Below are 20412 nucleotides of genomic sequence, written 5' to 3' on the forward strand. Positions count from 1 at the left end.
ATGCTAGCCCGAGTTTTGCTCAGAAGGTCGGGAAAGCATGAGGGAGAGAGCCCATTTTGGATTTCGTTCTCCGACCTTATGTCTGCGCTGATGGTCTTGTTCCTTGTCGTGATGGCGGTAACTCTTGTTGCCGTCACACAGAGCATTGATGCATCTACGAAGGCGAACATTGAGCGCACAGCAGCAATCAGCAAAATCATGGCGATGATTGCTAATGACCCTAAGAGTGCGGGCGTTGGCGTTGACCAGCAAAACTACCGAATCGACCTCGGTAAGCAGGTTCGCTTCGACAGTGGCAGCTATACGATTAACCCTGAAGCTGGGCAGTTCCTTCGTAACTACATTCCCACGCTCTTGAAAGCGAAGGACACCCCAGAAGGGCAGCGGTGGATTAAGAGCATTGTCGTCGAAGGTTTTACGGACGAGGACGGTACCTACCTCTACAACCTTCAGCTTAGCCTGGACCGTAGCCGCGGAGTCGTTTGCTCTCTCTTCCAGAACACAGCTGGCGGCACGGCCCTCTCAGCAGAACAGCTCCGTAAGGTACAAGAGCTTTTCCTAGTCGGCGGCTATTCGTTCAACTCCATCAAGAAGGACAAAGCCGAGAGCCGCCGCGTCGAGTTCAAAGTTGATTTCTGGGGTATCGGAGAGAAGCCCCCATCTGCTCAGAGTGTCCTTATCACTAAGGGATTTGGGACATGCTAGCCAGCATTGCACTTGAGAGCCTATCTCGTGACTTAGCTAAAGCCATCGGGACATTAGGCCTCGCTGACGTAAAGTTTGGTGTTCCCGACTTGGTCGAGAAGCCAGCTAAGCAAGCTGAAGAGATATTCCAAGGCTACGCGAAGGCCAAGCCCAGCAAAGAGGATGCGTACGCAGCTGCTCTAGCATTCTTGCGAGGCACCAAGCTAGACGAATGGCAGCGCGACATGGTGGCGTCTGCTCTCTGTGTTCCTGTGCGCGAACAGTCAGGCGCTACAGTAGTCGGCGCTCAAGAGCGGTTCCTCAATCTCTTGGAGACCTACAGGGACGAAGCAAAATGCGGCGACTTGTGGCGGCTTACATGGCATGGGCTGCTTTACTCCTATTTCAATTTCGACCTTGACGCTGCGAAAAGCGCCTCGGTTCACACTGGCTGGGAAGCGTTGCGCGACTTCCTTGCAGAGACCTGGCCATTCGTTGATAAGCAAACTGAAGGAAACCTTGTCCCAGCCTGGGTTAGTGTGATACGTCAAGAGGTGGAACTGCTCAGTAAGCAGCCGGTTGATAAGTACGCGAATGCGTTCTTGCGAGGAGACACCAGCGGCATAGATAGGTTAGCGTCAGACCTTGGGATTCCACCATCCAGTTGGTTCTGGCACGCGCTGGTCCTTAGTGCGGTCAAACAGGCGACGACCGAGAGTGACACCAAGTTCCGTGAACGACTGCCTCAGTTGCTTGACCTCATTCGAAGCAAACCAGGCTTCCGTGATGAAGCGCTCGAATTCATTCTCAATCGCTATCACGCCTGTCAAGGCGCACCTGCCGACGAGCGCCTTCGCGACTTCGTTTGCCAGCCTACTGTTTGGAAGAATCCGAAACTCAAAGCTGCCGGCATCGCTACGGCTTGGAATCGAGTGCCTGAAGCCGTTTGGAAGATGGTACTTGCCTGGGTCAATGAGCAAAACCTCAAAGACTTCTTCGATATTTTGGCCGCACGTAACAAGGCCGATGAGGGGCGCCTAGCGTTCTGGTCCAAGTACCTTAAACAGATTTCGTGGACGCGCTTGCTGTTCGGTGCCGACACAATGGCGTTGCAAAAGGCGAATGCGGAGGTGAGGAATCTGATAGCCCGCGAAGAGGGCTCTTACGCACAACTGACTGGCAAGCCAGAGGTTGATGCATTCATGATGCAACTCGGGCCATACGTCGTGATTGAATTTAGCAAGAAGCCAAACGCTTGCTATGTGTATGAAGCTGACCAGCTTCCCTTCGAGCCGTATGACCGCTACTACGATGGTGGAACATCAGACCTCGCTGCAGGATACCGCTCCGACGTCAACTACGCTCTTCGAATCGTGCATCGCGTTGGTTGGGACGACCGAGCCGAGATTGACCTGCGCCAGCTTGGCATACAACCGGATGCCCGTAGTGGGACCAACACCTTTCGCACAACTGCTGCCAAGGCCGAGTCTACAAAAACTTCATATGACAAGCCTGGCCGGCCCTCGATATCGGCCGCTTCGAAAATGCATGGCGGGCCAGACCTCGCGATAGTGAAAGCGATTGTGAGCCGGTTCAATCGCGCCATTGTCGACGATAGACGAAACTTACCTAACGGCGGTCGCCTTTGGGTTGCTGACCCTCTTCAGCGCACACAACTCAGCGCAGAGCTCGAACGCATGGGCTTCAAGTGGTCTGACAGACGCCTAGCCTGGTACTTCCCTGAAAATTAATGAGCATCTTCAACATCTTTAAACGTGCAGCGTCGAATACATCGGCCGCTCCAGTTCTGAAAACACTTTGGTCAGCGGATGGCGTGCGAGTCGAGTTTTCGGACCCATTGCCCGAGCCGACTCAGGATGCCTTGTTAGACGCTTTGTCTGCTGCTAGCGCGGAGGAGTCTGTCCTAGGCGCTTATCTTGCTCAGCTTGTCTCCGATGAGCAATGTAAGCTGCAACGCGATGCTGCTATCGTACGTTGGGAAGACATCTACCAGCTTCAAACCTCGGCTGAGCACGTCGGCGCTCTCGCGTTACTCGACCTGCCTCCGGTAGGCCCTCTGCGACCAATCATCGATTCGACAGGAACGCTATCGGGTCGAGACTTCGAACTGGAGGTCACAGGCTGGACTGATGGGAGTAAGCAACTGCGCGTCACTGAGCTAATCGGTGGTATCGCGACGGTGGACGGCAGACCGCAGATGCTCACTCGAGCAGCTTGGCGAACAGCATCGGAAATCGCAACATTTAGAAGTCGGGATGACGGTGAGCGGTCACAGAATCATCATGAACTTGCTTGGGCCCGTATTCGAAGATTCGCAGACGAAGCCCAAGCGCTGTACGCGAACCCTTATCTCGAAACCACCCTTGTTCTAAGCCCCGAGACCTTGCGTCTTCCGCAGTCAAAAGCCGAGACGCCATTTGGGAAAGTGTTGACGGTCGCTCCAACTTTTGATGGTGCTCCCGACGGTTGGCTAACTGCGTTTGATGGCTTTAACTCTGTGCAACCTCACTACGACTTGACGCGAGGTGCGGGACGGGTGCGTGTAGTCATATCCGAACCGGTTCGCAAAGTCCTTGAGGTCATCAAGCGGGAGATGCCAGGGCGCCGGGTGGCCGGTTCAAAGGCAGAGAAGTTTGTACACAATCCTTTCGCCTTCTTGGGTGACGCCGCCCATGAGGTATTCAGAGAGGACGAATTCGAAGCCGATAGAGCTGAAGCTGGTGCGGTTGAAGCCATCTTTAGCCTGGTAACGCGTACTTCCAACGCCAGGGTCGATAGTGTTGACCTCTTGGTCACTGAGCACTATGCCAATGGAGCTGCTTCCACTGATTGCGAAGTTTTCAATACGCCTGAGGAGCTTGAAGAATTCCTCTCCGCGTTAAAGCGTGCGCTCGAAGACGATTTGCAAAAACTCAAGTGGGGCGAGTACGACCTGACCATCGACGGACATTGTACTGTCCAGTTAGAGCAAGGAGAGCAAGTTGCCCACGTCTGGCGCATGCAGCCGGCCGAGCGCATCGACTTCAATGATGTCTACGAAATGGAGGGGTATAGCTCGCGTATCGAAGGAATTGGGCCTGCCAGACCCATCTATGTGCCGGTCTTTCAGAAGGACAAAACGGAGGAGGAGAAGGAGGGTGTTTGGCTCCCTTCTGACTTGACTCCTATGGTTCGGGTTACGTTGCAGGACCATGAAGGTCAGGTAGTGATTCCTTTGACCAAAGAATGGGTCAAGACCTTTGACCAGCAAGTTGAGCGAGCAGAGCTAGATGGAAGCCCTAGTGTTAGCAATCCGAGCTTACCAACAGCGATTGCAACACCGCAGGCGCGCCAGCTCGTTGATAGCTTCAAGAGCATGGTCGATGCGCAGGAGCGTGTTCGAGGTGACGTCGCGGGTGCACCAAAAGACAAAAAAGGGCCGCGTCAGACGCTGCTGGTCAAGACAAATTTCTACGACGTCGATTACGTGGAAGAGCGGCGCACGTCCTTAGCCTTACCGGCGGGTTGGAGTGCCAAACTCCCGCGGTGCCTACGCCCGTCCATCAAGCTGAAGCAGCACCAGCTTTACGGCATTGCTTGGTTCCAGCATCTTGTTTCGAAAGCCCCTACTGAGTGTCGTGGCGCTCTTCTGGCGGACGATATGGGGTTGGGTAAGACAGTCCAACTTTTGTCAGTTCTGGCTTGGTATTACGAACACAATCCCAACGCTGCACCGTCCATCATTTTCGCCCCGAAGAGCCTCCTCGAGAACTGGGAAGGTGAGTCAAAGAAGTTCTTCAATGACTCGTTCCCAGAAGTTCTTGTTCTCTACGGAGACAAGTTAAAGGAGCGGAAGCAGCCACTTGGGCTAATCGACGAAGGGCTTCGTGATAAGGGAATCGTCGACCTGTTGAGGCCAGGTTGGGCCAGCACCGCCAAGGTCATCATCACAACGTATGAAATGTTGACCTCCTATGAGTTTTCGTTAGCCAAGCAGCCATTTGCTTTTCTCATCTGCGACGAGGCCCAACGTATTAAAACTCCGGGCACTTTAGTGACCTTGGCTGCCAAAAAGCTCAAGGCGGACTTTCGTATCGCATGTACAGGAACCCCCGTTGAGAACTCCCTTGCTGACCTATGGTGTCTCTTTGACCTGGTACAGCCTGGCTTGCTCGGGGCGCTCGAAGAGTTCGGGAAAAAGTACCGGAGGCCTATCGAATGTGATACGGAGGAGCAAAGAGATGCTCTTCAACGTCTACAGTCATTGATTGCGCCGCAAACCCTGAGGCGCACGAAAGCAGACATCGCGAGCGAGCTGAAGGCGAAGCTTTTCGCGTTCACATCAGTTAAAGAACAGGGACTCAGTTTCAAGGCGCTTCTGGAAGAGACCGAGCGGCTTGAGATTCCTATGACTGAGCACCAGCGGATACTGTACAAGGGCGGCCTCAAGAAGCTACAAGACGCAAACGCTGAATCGAACAGCAAAAAGCGAGCGCAACTGTCGTTTGGAGCACTGCACTTGATGAAGGCGGTATGCGCCGAGCCCTACTGTCTACCAGGTACGAAGTTCTTGATGGACAAGTCAGGGTTTGACGTCCACCTCAAGAACTCCCCTAAGATGAAGTGGCTTTTGGACCGGTTGGCTGCGGTTAAGGCTGCTGGCGAAAAGGCTATTGTGTTCACTGAACTTCGGGAAGTGCAGGCAGCCCTGTACTACTTCCTCAACAAGACATTCGGTATCAAACCTTCTATTATCAACGGCGACAAGCAGGGAAGGCAGGCTTACATTGATAAGTTCACTGCTTCGCAAGGGTTCGATGTCATCATTTTGTCGACTCTCGCAGCTGGCGCAGGACTCAATATCACGGCAGCTAACCACGTCTTCCACTTTACGCGTGCTTGGAATCCATCGAAAGAGGCGCAGGCTACTGACCGGGCTTTCCGCATCGGGCAGCAAAAAGACGTTTTTGTGTACTGCCCGACTATCGTTGCTGATGACTTCAACACTTTCGAAGTGCGCCTCGACCAAATCTTGAAACGCAAGGCTGGGCTCGCGGGAGCGACGCTTGACGACGGCGGGCTCTCGGCAATGCTCAATGGTTCCGGAGGCGACGTCGGCTTTGCAGACCTGGTAGACAACATCGGCATTGGCGAGCGGGTAGTAAAGCACTACTTGACGATGGACGACGTCGACCGTATGGATGGCGCTGGCTTTGAGGTGTTCTGTTGTCTCCTATGGCAGAAGCTTGGCTTCCAGGCCCGTATCACGGAAAAACGCCGAGGGGACGGGGGCGTTGATGTCGTCGCAATTAAAGGGCGCAAGGGCGAGCTACTTCAGTGCAAGAGCTCCAAGGCGTCTAGTATCGGCTGGGAGGCAATCAAGGATGTTACTGGTGGGGCTGCTGGTTACCAAGTCAGGTACCCCAACACCTTATTCACGCGCGTGGCCGTGACCAATCAGATGTTCACGCAGGGAGCCATGACGCACGCAGTCGAGAATAAGGTCCAGGTCGTGACGCGCGCAAGTTTAGAAGAGTTACTTGGCCTATATCCAACGACAAACCATGAGTTCGACGAAGCTCTTCAGGCTTGGGCGATGAACTAAGTTTCATCGTACACACCATCGGTGACAACTAACGGCAGAATTGCGGCTTTGAAGTGCCCGGTGGGCTCCGGATTAATCAACATGGCCTCGATGTTATGGACAAAGCGCAGCGCAATGGAGCATAGCTAGAGACACGGTAGTCGGTCGAGCCGCTACAACCCTGCCATGCTCACCACGGTTAAGCGCAGGCGAGAGCGCGACTGGTCTCGCGAGTCGAAACCGCTCTCACTCATGGCTCACTCGCGAACACTTAAGATGCTTTTTGTCGTGCGACAGAGGCCATGCCTCTGAAGCGTAACTGTCGCCTTGTAACCGTCTAAATATACATGTCCTAAACGAAATTTTCGCAGTAGAATGATTTCAAACAGACAACTCATTCATGTGGAAATATCGTGATGAATCTAACTTCTCAAGCATTCCCACTGGTGGCCTTATTACTCGGCGCTTGCCTGATGTGGCTATTGATGGCTAACCGAATTAAGTCTGCATGTCTGGCTGCTGTGGCGACAGCGACAACGGGACTGCAAGTTGAAATGGCACAGGCGGCCGAAAAAGCTCGTTCGGCAACGGCTGAACTAGAGGCAGCTAGACAAGATGCACGTCAGAAGACACAGTCATTGGCCGTCCTCCAAGGTACTCTCGATGAGCTGAGCGATGAGCAGGCGCGACTCACCGAACGGATTTCCCGGCTACCTGTAGTCGAGGCTGAGCTACGGTCGGCAGCGGAACAACTGAAGACAAGCCTTGATGAGAATCGTCGACTGTCAAGTAGCGAAGCGCAAAAGGCTCAATCTATCGAGTCATTGCGAGAGCGTTTTGAGGCACTTCAACTTGCCCATAGCTCACTGGAGCAGCAATGTCGCGAGGCAACAGCTCAGTTGCGGGAATCATTACAGCGTCGTGCTACGTTAGAAGAGCAGGTATTCCGTATTCCTGACCTAGAGGTTAAGTTGCAAGATGCGTCCAAACAGCTCGCCGAGCTCAATAGCGAACTCCGGACTTCTGTTGAACGCCGAGCCGCACTTGAAGAGCAAGCGGCTCGTTTGCCAGTTTTGGAATCCAAGCTTATTGAGGCAGAAAAGCAAGCTAGCCTTGTCAACACTCAGCTGCGAGATGCCGTGGAACGCCGTGCTGCACTCGAGGAGCAGACAACTCGACTACCAGGATTGGAAAACCAGCTGCAGGATGCAGTTCGGCAGCTCGGCGAAACCAATGCGCAGTTGACAGACCTTAGGGAAGCGAGTGCGCGCGACAACGGAAAGCTTCGAGCCGAGTTGGACGCTGAACGTACGACCTCTTCGCGGGTGGTGGACGAGTTAGGGGTAGCGAAAACATCGCTTACCGAGGCAGAGGCTAGGGTGAACGAGTTAACTGACCAGCTTACCCATCTTCGAACCCAGGCAGAGGCCGAACAAAGGAACTCTGCCGAGAAGCTTGAGCTTCTTCTACAGGCGAAGACTTCGCTCTCTGACCAGTTTAAGACCCTGGCCAACGATATTTTGGAAGAGAAGTCGAAGCGCTTCGCCGAGCAGAACCGAGAAGGTATAAGTCTACTGCTCGAGCCATTGAAAACAAAGCTGACAGAATTCCAGGGCAAAGTCGAAGAAGTCTACATCAATGAGGGTAAGGACCGTTCTGCTCTCTCGGCACAAGTACATCGCCTTGTCGAACTAAACCAGTCCCTGAGCCAAGATGCGAAGAATCTGACACTCGCATTGAAAGGCTCTGCCAAGACTCAGGGCAACTGGGGTGAGCTGATTCTGGAACGCGTCCTTGAAGCATCTGGACTGCGCAAGGGGCACGAATATCACGTGCAGGACAGTCAGCTGCGAGAGGACGGTTCCCGAGGGCAGGCCGATGTCATCATTGACCTTCCTGAGGAAAGAAAAATCGTTGTGGACGCGAAGGTCTCCTTGGTCGCTTACGAAAGGTTCACGACTGCAGACAATGACGAGGCGCGCACGTTAGCGCTGAAGCAGCATCTAGATTCCGTACGCTCGCACATTAAGGGACTGTCGGAAAAGCGCTACCACACGATGTATGGGTTGAAATCGCTCGATTTCGTTCTCGCGTTTGTCCCCGTAGAGCCTGCTTTCATGACGGCCGTGACGAACGACGATAGCCTTTTCATGGATGCTTGGAATCGCAACGTACTGCTTGTTAGTCCGTCGACGCTGCTGTTTGTGGTGCGGACGGTGGCTCACCTGTGGCGCCAAGAAGCGCAGAGTAAAAACGCTCAAGAAATTGCAAAACGTGGCGGGGACCTGTATGACAAGCTCTGCGGCTTTGTGGAGGACCTGGAGACGGTCGGCAATCGCTTGAGTCAAGCCCAGAAGGCGTATGACCTGGCACATGGGAAGCTCGCTGGCGGCCGGGGCAATGTCATCAGGCAGGCTGAGATGCTTCGTGACTTAGGAGTGAAGCCGACCAAGACGTTGCCAGCCACGACTTTAGCAATGTCTGCGGACGATACACAGCACCAAGGAAATAATGTGGTTTCGTTGCCTCCAGTTGTGGCAACCTAAGAATTTAGAAGCAAGTTCGCACCAGAGAGCACTCGTTTTTCTGAAGGTGATGTATCGGCCGGATTTCGCGGCCCTATATCGTCATGTCGAGCATAGTTCAAAAAGAGCTTTACGATGAAGTTCCATGATGTATGGCGGTCTATTCCGTCAGCTCTGTTCTCATTCGAGATTGATAGGAAGCAGATTACGAGCGGCTGTAAGCCCGTCATTAACCTTCCTTGCAAACAGCGCTGAGCGTCTTTAGATATTTTTTATTTAACCGCTTAATTTTGAGCATGCGAAATCACGGACGCTGCAGTAAATCGTTTCATGCTACCATTAAAAAATATAAAAAACTTATAGATTACATTGACCGAAATTGAGGATATATGAAAAATAGAATTGTTGTAGTGGCTGCAATGCTGTGTTCCCCGTTTATTGCCGGATGCGAGCATATGATGGAGACTATGGTCGCCCATTATAATATGGGTGATAAGACGCTTAATCACATTGCGCTAGGGAATGCGATGGTGAACGTGTGCTTAGCCAATAAAGCTGTCGATAAAAACATAGCCTATGCATATAGCAATGTGAGCGCTCAACTTCTCGATATTAGTGTTTTGGATAGAGACCAATACAAGCAGATTTACCAAACAAACTTTGACCGTTTGACCGCTGAAGGCGGAGACATAAAGACCAACTGTTCTCAGCTTGAACAATACCTTCCAAAGGTGACCCAGGACTATGCGAACTCGTATATGAACATCGCGAGCGACCTTTCCTTGGCGCGTGCCCAAGAGCGGCAACAGATGGCGGCAATGATGAGTAACTTCGGCACCAATTGGAGTAAACCAATAGCGCCTATTACTTACACATGGCCAAATATTTCTTACGCCAATACTCAGCCATCCGGCGAAAACTACTTGGTCAAAACCAGTAATGGGTTACTTAAATGTCGCGTAACAAACAAAAATTATGTTTTCTGCATCTAACTCGTTTTCACATATAGATGTGGACGCTGCCAAAAGTAGAGGCAGTTCAGAGAATTTCGAGGGCGGATTTCAAGTTTGCGCACAACAACTAGAGTGTGAATTGCGCAGGTCAAATAAAGCGCCCTGGCTTTGTCAAATTTACTCGCGCATCAAAATATACGATTAGCTTTTTGCGTCACATGACAGTCTGACGCTATCAGTAATAAGGGTGGCTCGGTAGTGAGAACAATGCCGACAACTGCACAAATGACGGTACTTAGTCTACTGTTCGCTGAATACGGATAACACGATTGACTTCAATCACACTACAAAACTGTATCGACCCATGGGGCAGACTGTGCGCGGTCCCTAACCGCGGGACGCTCATGGGAAACCGCGGCATCCTCCACAACGACGAAAACAGAATCGTCAGGCCATGGGCACATAAAGCTTGGGTGACTTGCCTTCTTAAGTTCAAAGGAATCAAGCGTTCAAAGCCGTTTTCTCAAGGGAACTACTCAGAGCTTTTCTTCCTAGACGAAGCGACCGCTTTCGCAGCGGGGCATCGGCCGTGCGCGTACTGCCAGCGGGCCCGTCACTTAGAGTTTAAGGACGCGTGGTTACGCGCGAACGTAGAGCCAGAACATCGCACCTCGACCTCGATGCCTGATATTGACAAAATCCTGCACGCTGAGCGCGCGATTTCTGGTGGTGGCAAAGAGACGTACGATGCGCCGCTGTCTGAGCTGCCTCAAGGCGCGATTTTCGAGCATGAGGAAGTCGCTTACCTCGTTTCATCTAGGGGCTGTTTGCCATGGTCGTTTAGTGGTTACGGCATGCCCAAAATCATTGACTCGGCTTCAGTCGTGAAAGTGCTTACACCACGTTCGATATTGCAAGCCTTCGCCATAGGGTTCGTGCCAGCTGCTCACCCGTCCGCGAGCGTCATAGTTGATAGCGAGCGCCGGTAGGCGGTCGACACCATGTTCATGATTGGTTTGGTAAAAAAGGAGCCGAGGAGTTCGAGGGGGACATCTGGCGGCACGGCTTGGAAGTGTTCTGTGAACAGGCCGACTTCATCATTACTTGGGCTCGTCGCTAATCACATCGCTGTGTTGGAGTAATAACGTAGAATAACCATGACGAAATCACCGCCAAAGTCAACAATAAAAATTAAGCCCTCTGTTGTGACGCCCGCTGGCAATAGCTTCACCTATTTTCTCCCTAAGTCATCTTCAAGCCAAACTGTACATGTGAAAACGGCCGGGAAAAACGGCGTATTGGAATATAGGAAACCACATTCGTTTATTAAGGCAAACTTCAATAAAGTAAATAAATTAAAGATACACGTTACGGGTTCGTTGCCTCCCCAGCGTATTCTCCGTGGTGTCGACATAATATGCGCAGCACTTGAGGGAGGATACGGGCGGCATAATCTGTGGACATCTGGTTTGGCAATGAAGCCAGCAGAGGCGAGTGATTTGGCCCGTTATCTGCTAAGTCGTCTTGCCCTAGTTACATCGTGCCTTTTAAGAAATGCAAATCACGCCTTAACTATTAAGCCCGTTTATGCCCATGTAGAGACTTCTGAAAAAGCGGCGTTATCATTTATCATTGGTGGTATTGGTTCGTACATTGCCGCTCAGAATTGGTTGAGAACAGGCGGAGACCGTTTAGACCTCTTTCTGCATGCCGGCATTTACACTAAAGCTGTCAACGGAATTGGCCCACTAGTAAATTACTCATCAACCTCTAAGAAATCGCCAGACTATTTAGTTTATTCAGAAAAAAAGGATTGGCATGTCTTCGAGAGTAAAGGCGGCTCAATAGATGACCGTTGGCTTAGGATTGTCCAGGGACTGGCGCAGTTAGCTAATTTGCCGCCGATTTTTTGGGTCGGCGATTCTCCAAAAGATGTTAAAACTGCAGTATGCGTCCATACTAGCGTTGACGCTAATAAGGCGCTACAGATTACTATAGTTGACCCGCCTTCTAAAAACGATGAGGAGAAGGAATCTGCCTCAATTGGATTAATCGAAAATGTTTGCAAACTTTTGCTAGTACTTGAAGCCATTGACCAGTTCCGGGGGCTTATAGATAATTCGCGCATCAGGCACGCCCAATTTGGGAGCCTTACTTGGATGCTGGGCGATAGTGTCGTATTTGAAGAGTTAGTCGTGGGCCTTCCTAACCGCTATTTTGATAACGAGCTGCGAATCCGAAGGGCGATTGGAATTTATCTTGCCGCCGCTGAAGTTTATTCCGGCTCAGAGAACGTAAACGAATTCGTAGAGAAATTTCGGGAGAAGCTTATTGCGATGCGCCGTTTAAGCGGCGATATCAGCTCCGTAAGAGTTGGTTGGTTAATATCATCATATGTATCCAGAATCCGTGAATTCTTCGATAAACCAAATTTTCTTCTGAAAACTTCGTTACTTCTTAGAATGGAGAGAATCTCCGAATCTTTGATAATTTCGAATGAAGAAAAATCCATGATTCCATCAAGGCCGACGCGTGCGACCTTGTTTACCTCTGGAGGAATGCTTATCTCTCAAAGAATTCCTCCCGATGCTCCAAAAGAAGATGTGTCTTATTCAAATAGATAGATTAGCCAGCCCATAGAGAGCTAGTTTAGCGCAAAGGCTATATAGGCTATGACAATGTGTACAGTGGTGGCGAATTGAAAATGTCGCGCGTTGAGATTTTAATGATATGTAGCAGTGGCGCCGTCGAAGCGTTTTGGCGACTCGACTGATGCGAGGATGACCTCGTAACGGGTATGGTGCAATGAGGCTAAAGCACAGAGTTCGCTACTCAATCATCTGATGGGTTCCTGGCTTTGCTGCGTATGGTTTCCCGAAGTCTCGCGCTGCCAGCTTTGCGCTACCGGCGTATGTGTCGAGTTGGCTCAAGCGCCACAAACCAGGGGCATTTCTGTGTGCTCTGCTGAACTAGCAGCCCATGAGGTTCTTTTCGGCCAGCGCCTTGGTCCAGGATGTAAGGCGTCTGGGTAGTGAAGTACGGCCGGTCGACAGGGGTAAGAAATTACAACTATGTTGCGGGAAATATCTGTACTACGTAGTTTTGGCAAAAAGTTTCAAAGCGCCTCGCGCTGAACGATAGGCCAAAAGCGGGACTGAACAGATGCCGGGACCGCGTATCCCTCTTTAAGGAACATTCAGTGACTTCAACCACTCTACAAAATCGAGTCGACCCATGGGGCAGTTTATGCTCGGTCCCAGTTAGGGGGCGCTGATGGGAAACCGCGGTATCCTTCACGACGAGGGAAACAGAATCGTCAGGCCATGGGCGCACAAGGCATGGGTAACGTGCCTCCTTGAATTCAAGGGCATCAAGCGGCCGAGACCATTTTCACCTGGAACGTACTCAGAGCTCTTTTTCATTGACGAGGCAACAGCCTTCGCAGCCGGCCACAGGCCATGTGCGTATTGTCAACGGGCTCGGCACTTGGCGTTCAAGGATGCATGGTTACGCGCGAACGTACCGCAAGACCTTCGCGCGTCCACAAAAATGCCCGACATTGACAACGTCCTTCATGCCGAGCGTGCGATTTATGGTGGCGGCAAAAAGACGTACGATGCGCCGCTGGCCGAGCTGCCTTGTGGCGTGATTTTCGAGCATGAGGAAGTCGCTTACCTTGTGTCCGCCCAAGGATTTCTGCCATGGTCGTTTGCTGGCTATGGTGAGCCGCAAAGTATTGACCCAGCTACCGTTGTGAAAGTGCTCACCCCACGTTCGATTATTCGGGCCTTTGCCGAAGGACTCATCCCGACTGTTCACTCGTCTGGCGGCATCGGAAGCGACACAAACCGCCAATAACCGCGGTCTGGCGGCTGAACGGGGAAATCTGCTACCGGAGTATCAGAAAAGGAAAAGCCCACACGAGGCGGGCTTTCAAAAATATGCGGAATGGAGGCGGAGGGAATCGAACCCTCGTCCGCAAGCACTCTACAGACAGTTCTACATACTTAGCACTATCTTTTAATTTAACCAGCACAACGGGGATGTGCACCCTTTGTACTAGCGAGTTACCTTAAATTTCGGAAGCAACCAAGTAACCCGGTTGAGTCCTAGCCTCTGTAAATGACTCTACTTGCCTTGCGGCCCACCCCAGAGGCGAGGTAGTGTAGAGCTAGCAGCAATTAAGCTGCGAGTGCGTACGAGTTATCGTTTGCAGTTATTGATTTCTGGATGTATTTACGAGGTAACCAGTCCTCGGTATGCCCTGCGCTGCTTTGCAACCCACGTCGAAGCCAGGTCGCCCCCACTGAACCTTCAGTATAGCACTCTTTGAGCGGCTTAGTGTGTCGGCCCATTTCCGCGCCGTGCCAAAGGCAACGTTAGGAGAGTGCGGCACAGACATGAGCGTCTAGCTCTACACGACGCAGCTGCGCCTGCGGCACGGCCGCAACCGCGGCCTTCACTGCCTCAACATTTCCAACAAGAATGACCTGCCGCTGCGCTCGCGTGACCGCTGTGTAGACAAGAGTTCGGTCAAGCGACCGGTGTCCCGTCAGTGCGACAACAACGCGAGGCCACTGCGAGCCCTGCGCCTTATGTACCGTAATTGCATACCCTAGTTGTAAGTCGTCAAGCATGTCTTCAACGATAGGTCTTCGTTCCCCGTCATCCCAGTCAATCCAGCCAATAACCAAGTCAGCGGCAAGTTGGGTGCCAACCTTGCCGTAGCTTATTTGCTCAATTTTTGCAATTACACCAAGTGACCCGTTCTGCAGGCCGCGGTCCCTAATGTTTCGGGTGCATAGCACCGGGTCGCTGAGACGGAAGCCAGTGTGGACGTATGTGCCGTGTTGCCTGCTCCAGACCATCAACGCGTCATCTGTCGAGGCAAGTGTGTTTTGGCAGAGTGTATTTAGCCATCCTGTGCCGGCCGGGCCATTTCGTTTAGTACATAAAACTTGGGTATTCGTAGGGTCATCGCGATACAAGCCGACAACTATCTCAGCAATGGAATCCTTGCCCTCATAAGCATCTGCCGAGCAAGGGATGAATGCAATTGGCTCGTCAGGATTCTCAGTGAGATTAGGCCAGTGTCCCTCACGGATAGCCGAGGCAGCTAGACCAATGTCCCCGCCATAGCGCTTAACTGTCTGTAATTGCACTTTCGGTATTGGTGGCATCTGTGCAAGAACGTGTAAAACGAGCCCGGGCCCAACGGGCATCAATTGGGCAGGGTCGCCTACTAATAGCAGTCGGGGTGCTGGACCGATAAGTTCGCATAAGCCGTTCATCGTAATAATGTCGACCATGCTTGCCTCATCGATAACGATAAGACTGCCACCGTCGAGCGACCCAGATTTCGGATTTCGAAGGAAGCTTGCAAGAGTCGTTGCGGAGCGACCTGTAGCTTCTTGCATACGCTTAGCAGCACGCCCAGCCAGTGCGAGTTGCACGACTTGCACGCCAACAGCGTCAAGGACATGATATAGAGCTCTAAGCGTGGTGGTTTTGCCAACGCCGGCGCCACCGATAATAAGGCCGAAACGTGAAGTCACCCCGAGGTGAACCGCCTCGTTTTGTTCTTTGTTAAGCACGATGCGTTCTACTCGCTCGTACGCCGCTATTAAGCGATTGATGTAAGCGCTACTAGGCAATTCGGGAGCAACTTCTTTGGCTGTGCGAACGCGCACGGCTACCGCACTCGCCACTTGTCGTTCCATTACCAGAGGGCCCAAGGCTTGAATCCCTTGGGGGCTTACTACAAAGCTTCCATTCGTCAATCCTTGAGACAGCGCTTCTGAAACCAACTTGCGCCATCGGAATGACGATGTCTGAGAACCTAGAATCGTCTTTAGGAAACCCATTACTGTAGTTATGGACCCGGCGGTATGGCCAGCTGTGAACATCCGGTAGCATGCTTCTTCAATGGCGCCTTGTAGCCGCCGAGGGTCATCGGCGTTGAGGCCAAAGTGGACGCGCGCGAGAGCATCGACACGCTCCCAACTAGCGCAAAAACTCAGGAGTCGGTAAGGGTCCTCGTCCAGTTTTTGAACGGTCTCCTCAGCATAAAACTCAAGCACCTTTCGACCTAACTTTAAGTCGAATCCTTTTGCCTGTAACCACTGCAATGTCTGGCTGTCTCCGTGCTGAGCCCAAGCCTTGACTGCCTGAGCGGCACTTTCTGATGTTAGAATAGTGGCCAGAGTAGAACTATCACGAGTATCGAGCAGGTGGTAAAGCTTGTCGCCAAACGTTTCCCAAAGTTTCCGCGCTTTTACGGGACCGATACCGGAAAAATCTGGGTTGTCAGCGATAAAATTAATTATGTGCTCGCCTGACGGCCGCAAAAGGGTGCAGCTTGTCGCCTCGAACTGGTACTCCAGAATTCGGTAGCCATTAACTTCCGTAATGCGTTCCTGTACACGTCCCGATATCGACCACCACTGTCCAGGATGGACCCGTATGTCGCGAATGGCACTTGAAGTAGCCTTCACGACATAGTACGAGGGCGCGTCTGAGACTTGGTCCGTCTCACTTATCGGTTTGGCGCTGAAAATACACCCGCCGAAACCGTTGGGGTTTTGGCTCCGAACAGCGGTGACCCTAAGGGTTCGCTCAACTTTCAACGGGGTAGCCTCCCGGCGTGAGCGAGCGCGTCCTGGAGCACGCTGAATTTGATGAGGGCCCGTTTAAGCTCGACAACTTCAGCTTTAAGCGTAGCATTCTCGTGCTCCAGCCGCCGGATATACTCTGCTTCATGTGTCTCGCGAACGCGCGTAGGCTGCCGCATTAAAGTGACCGCGGCGCCAACGGTATCAAGGCGGACGGCGGATGGCAGCACCCCGCGTAGGCGCAAAGTGCTCTCAAGCTCCCGTAGCGCAAGTTTGATACGGGGGTTTTGGTCAAGGGCTGACTTGGCGAAGTTGCACTGCGCTGCAATCTCCGTGCGTGACAACACACTACGGTTCGTCATGGCACGGAAATCGTCGTCCGTCTTACTCGCTATCCATGCAATAAATGAACGGAAATTTTGCTCGGCGACTTGTCGACCGTTAGCCATCAGCGCCACCTGCATTAATCATTTCTCCTGTTCCTTTAATGTGCGCAGTGCCGCAATGAACGGTCGTAAGCGTTGACCCGACACAACGGTACGGCGACCGGGCGCCGCTGCAAGGTCGCGAATTTCGCACCGCTCAAGGTCGACTTCGAACATTTCGCCGTCGGCATTGACCCGTTCGAGCACCTGGCGCATTGTCCAAACGGTGTCTGCAAACGCGGCATGTGCGGTTGATTCACTCATATGCACCTCTTGCAGCTTGGCTTGCTTTGCCTTGTGGATGTTGGCTCGACTCATCCTAGCAATCTCCTCGCGTAGCCGTCCCATTTCCATTTCCGCGTCAATAAGTTTAGCGCGCAATAACTCAGGGGGCGCATCAGCATCAGAAACGAAAGTCGAACCACCAGCTTGCGATGCAAGGAACTCTAACAACATGCGGTGATAAAAGGGATTCCGCAGTAGAGTGGTACGGTGAAGCTTTGTGCGGTCAGACATGTCAGATACGAGTGTTGACTTGTCAGGGTAGGGCATTTTTCGCCGACGGGCCCAGTCTAGCGCCGTACGAAGAATCTCCACCGCGCTCTGCTGCTTAGAGGCCCTAAAGGATTTAAAGTTGTCTGTGCCTTTAGGAACCCCCATGCTAACCTACCAGCAACGACAAATCGCGCGCCTCTGACAGGACAGCCGTGCTCGGCAGTGAATCGATTGCCTCTGCAAGTTCAGTAAGGGTGAGGTTTTTTGCTTTCGCGTATGGTTTGATAAGCGATGCAAAGACAGACAGCTCAGTATGCGGTCGTAAATCGAGAAAAGCAGCCTCTTCCAAACGGCCTTGGCGAGCTAGTATCAGTCGAGCGTATCGAGTTGCTTTCGCCCTGACTTCAGCTGATTCTAAGGATGGGTAGGCATTAGAGTCTGCGATTCGCTGCAGGAAGAATTCGCTTTCAGAGCTGCTGCGTGACACCAGCTGGAGCTGCTTGCGGACTAAGTCGGGCTTGTCAACGTGGTATTCAGCGCTTGGTAGGCCCAATTTATGCAGACGAACCCGAAGAATCTCGGCCGATAACCTCCAACCCAAGAGTTCCTTTGTATCCAGTTGCATCTCACGATGGAGGGCGTCTATTTCCTCTTGGGCCGCACCTTGTTTGATTAGCAGTTTTTGCCTTAGGGCGGCTGTTCGGATACGCTCAAGGAGCTCATTCTGCTTTGCTTCAATTGCCGTAAGGTTGTCTACACACTTTGCTGCTAATGGGCAGATACCACATCGATACAGGCCTCCCGCGTTCGCGACAACTTCCTTTGGACACTGATTGCCCACAGGACAAATGTGTGTCGAGTGCCACCGGATAACGCTTGCTGGGCTTTGCCTCAAAAGTTCCAAGGTCGAGGTATCTCCGTCAAGCTCGGAAAGTGACCAAAGGCAAACACCGGAAATGAAGCCGTAGTCCGACATCGCCTGCTCTCTACTCTTGTCAAATGCCTGTCGAACTGAACTATCTTGCTTTTCGGGATGAAGATAAACTTGCGAGTTCTTGTCCGGGTCGTATATGCCCACGCCCATCATCTCATTGTCAATCTCCTTCAGCTTGGAAGCCAACCGCTTTTGCTGAGGTATCTGGTAAGTACACGTTACGACTGTGCTACCGTGTCCTATTTGGTCGGCTATCTCGGATACTTCAAGGTCTCCGTCTCTCAGTGTAGCGTATGTGGCCCGGCAGGCATGAGGTGTATGTATCGCAGTGAAGCGGTCAAATGGAGAGCCCGTAGGGGCCGCGTTCTCTCGCTCGGCTAAGAGAACAAGCGCGTCCATTTCACCAGTCCTGTCGACCCCGTCTCTTGTGTTGTAGAACAGTTGAAACCCATGGAGAAATTCAACCCACCGCATGCTGTAATTGGTGTCGGAGACGGGCTTTGGGCTCCGGTCCGAGCGAAAGAGTGGCAGCATAGGCGCGAAGCGCGTGTGTTCACGGTCTTCGTATTGGATTTCACGATTCACGTAGCTATCGATAACAGAATCTTGAAAATACTTTTCACTCAGCATTGCACGGCGTACTCGCCATGATACGAGATTGTCCCATGGCTCATGTGTCTTATCTGTATTAATGTATAACGAATGATAATTTTGACTTAAGGGAGAGCCATATAGGCTAGTTAGGGAACTGACAGGCGAAGCAATGCTATCGAACGTCCTCCGGTCGAGCCACTGTATAGACTGCCCACGAAGACCGGTCTCAACCATCGCAATGAACAATCGAATTACTGTGAGATGAGGAAATTGTAACGTAACGTTGCGTTGCTTGCCGCTATTAATTCTGACGCCGCTCACATAAAGACCCGCGGTATCATCTGGATTTGCTTGAAGCGTGCGCCTGGTTATTAAGTAAATCCCCGGTAGCCAGTCGACGCGGTATTGGCGGCCGCGGTACCAAAAGATAGGAACGTAGCCCCAAGAACCCGTCTCGTAACCTTCACTTGTAGCGCGAGTTTTTTGAAAAATGTTTTTCTCATAAGCTTGTTGCTGAAGGTATTCGCCAAAAGCCTCAACCGCCTGAGCGTAATGGATTAGAAAAGGAAATACGTCCTCTGTGAAAGGCACCTTATTCGTTTTCCCGCGTCGAGAGGAAACCTCATTGTCGAAGTCGCTACGAATTGGGTTCTGCATCCTTGCGGTAACGAAGTCTTGGTTTTCCTCGAAGTAAGTGATAACAAAGTTAAAAAATTTCTGCAGGATTATGCGGACAATGTTGCGAGAATCCGGTGTGGGACGTCGCAATTTCATCAGGTCATTGAATGTTTTAGGCAGGATACCAAGTTGTTCTTCTTCCTCACTGTGAAACCGCGTGCGGTCGACAAAGTAGTATCGCAAGAAGTCTTTAGGGGACGCTGGAAAGCTGATGTTTGTTTCAGGATTCTTTTCAAGCCACCATGGTAGGTATAAAAGCAGATAGTCGGCAAACAAATGCAGGGTGGAACGGACCTGGCCGTCTGTCTCGTAGTCCAGTTTACGGCGCCCAAGGAAGGCTTGAAACGCAATAAACCAGCATTTCCCAAGCACAGCAACGTGAATTTTTTTACGTCCTGGATAGTTTACGGGCTTCTCTATCCACCGGTCTGGACGGAACCCCTTGACATTAGACCCTGCCGTTAGGGCCGCAAAGTAGGCTTCCGGTGCGCTGGCATCATCACGGTCCGCGATGTCCAACAGATTTTGAACAAATGGTGGAAATGGGCGATTCTCTTTCGACTTCGCCGCACGGACATTTTCGAGAACGCGCCGGCGCTCGACATGCGTGTGGAGCTCAATGCGTTCACGTTCATGTCCATGGACCCGCATTCCTTGCAGATTCTTTGGGTTGGACATAAACTCTGAAAAATCCATGGACTTATCCGATTCTGATACGCGCCAAATTAGATATCCATGGCGTACGTCTCGGCTAAGCGAGCTTCCTTCAGCTAGTTCAAGTCCCCTCAACATCATGTACTCCGGGCTACTGAACGTAAATTTAGCTTCACGCGACTTAGCGTTATTCAGCCAACTGTGCAGTCGCTCGAATGCATAGATATCGAACTGCCCAGCACTTCTGCAGTCCGTGGCAAGTAAAAGATGTAGAT

The 20412-nt window shown here is 51.9% G+C and carries 12 protein-coding genes and 1 other RNA gene; 8 read left to right on the plus strand and 5 right to left on the minus strand.

All coding sequences use genetic code 11. The features are described 5' to 3' along the window. The 8 genes from AM586_RS22450 (at nucleotide 1) to AM586_RS28335 (ending at nucleotide 13604) form a co-directional block, all read left to right on the plus strand. On the plus strand, nucleotides 1-705 hold the full coding sequence (locus AM586_RS22450; protein WP_047823401.1) for an OmpA family protein: 705 nt from the start codon (nucleotides 1-3) through the stop codon (nucleotides 703-705). Next, complete coding sequence (locus AM586_RS22455) at nucleotides 699-2435, plus strand: EH signature domain-containing protein (RefSeq protein ID WP_047823400.1); 1737 nt, start codon at nucleotides 699-701, stop codon at nucleotides 2433-2435. The genes AM586_RS22450 and AM586_RS22455 overlap by 7 nt, the downstream gene beginning before the upstream one ends. Continuing rightward, entirely contained in the window at nucleotides 2435-6289 is a 3855-nt protein-coding gene (locus AM586_RS22460; protein ID WP_060566735.1) for an SNF2-related protein, read from the plus strand. Before AM586_RS22455 ends, AM586_RS22460 begins: the two co-directional genes overlap by 1 nt. Before the next feature lie 395 nt (nucleotides 6290-6684). Beyond that, nucleotides 6685-8814, plus strand: a complete 2130-nt coding sequence (rmuC, locus tag AM586_RS22465) for a DNA recombination protein RmuC (protein WP_229411076.1) — start codon at nucleotides 6685-6687, stop codon at nucleotides 8812-8814. A 368-nt stretch (nucleotides 8815-9182) separates the two neighbouring features. Continuing rightward, nucleotides 9183-9785: a hypothetical protein gene (locus AM586_RS22470; protein ID WP_162600578.1), complete on the plus strand. Its 603-nt coding sequence runs from the start codon at nucleotides 9183-9185 to the stop codon at nucleotides 9783-9785. Between the two features lie 365 nt (nucleotides 9786-10150). Then, nucleotides 10151-10735 (plus strand): hypothetical protein, encoded by a 585-nt coding sequence (locus tag AM586_RS22475; protein ID WP_197416390.1) that lies wholly within the window; start codon nucleotides 10151-10153, stop codon nucleotides 10733-10735. Between the two features lie 168 nt (nucleotides 10736-10903). Further along, nucleotides 10904-12370, plus strand: a complete 1467-nt coding sequence (locus AM586_RS28330) for a hypothetical protein (protein WP_162600579.1) — start codon at nucleotides 10904-10906, stop codon at nucleotides 12368-12370. An 862-nt stretch (nucleotides 12371-13232) separates the two neighbouring features. Further along, the gene (locus AM586_RS28335) at nucleotides 13233-13604 is read left to right on the plus strand and encodes a hypothetical protein (protein ID WP_156328119.1); all 372 of its coding nucleotides are present in this window, start codon (nucleotides 13233-13235) and stop codon (nucleotides 13602-13604) included. 88 nt (nucleotides 13605-13692) lie between these two features. Here the strand turns inward: AM586_RS28335 and ssrA are convergent. The 5 genes from ssrA to AM586_RS28955 all read right to left on the minus strand — a co-directional run bounded on the left by ssrA (nucleotide 13693) and on the right by AM586_RS28955 (nucleotide 20179). Continuing rightward, nucleotides 13693-14051: a transfer-messenger RNA gene (gene ssrA / locus AM586_RS22490) on the minus strand. Between the two features lie 74 nt (nucleotides 14052-14125). Beyond that, nucleotides 14126-16240: an AAA family ATPase gene (locus tag AM586_RS22495; protein ID WP_156328118.1), complete on the minus strand. Its 2115-nt coding sequence runs from the start codon at nucleotides 16238-16240 to the stop codon at nucleotides 14126-14128. 128 nt (nucleotides 16241-16368) lie between these two features. Then, nucleotides 16369-16821, minus strand: coding sequence for a VPA1267 family protein (locus AM586_RS22500; RefSeq protein ID WP_052233372.1), 453 nt, complete (start codon nucleotides 16819-16821; stop codon nucleotides 16369-16371). A 3-nt stretch (nucleotides 16822-16824) separates the two neighbouring features. After that, nucleotides 16825-17298: a hypothetical protein gene (locus AM586_RS28340; protein WP_156328117.1), complete on the minus strand. Its 474-nt coding sequence runs from the start codon at nucleotides 17296-17298 to the stop codon at nucleotides 16825-16827. 145 nt (nucleotides 17299-17443) lie between these two features. Then, complete coding sequence (locus AM586_RS28955; RefSeq protein WP_229412938.1) at nucleotides 17444-20179, minus strand: hypothetical protein; 2736 nt, start codon at nucleotides 20177-20179, stop codon at nucleotides 17444-17446. Between the last annotated feature and the right edge of the window lie 233 nt (nucleotides 20180-20412).

Origin of the sequence: Massilia sp. WG5 (genome assembly GCF_001412595.2) — a bacterium.
Classification (GTDB): Bacteria; Pseudomonadota; Gammaproteobacteria; order Burkholderiales; family Burkholderiaceae_D; genus Telluria.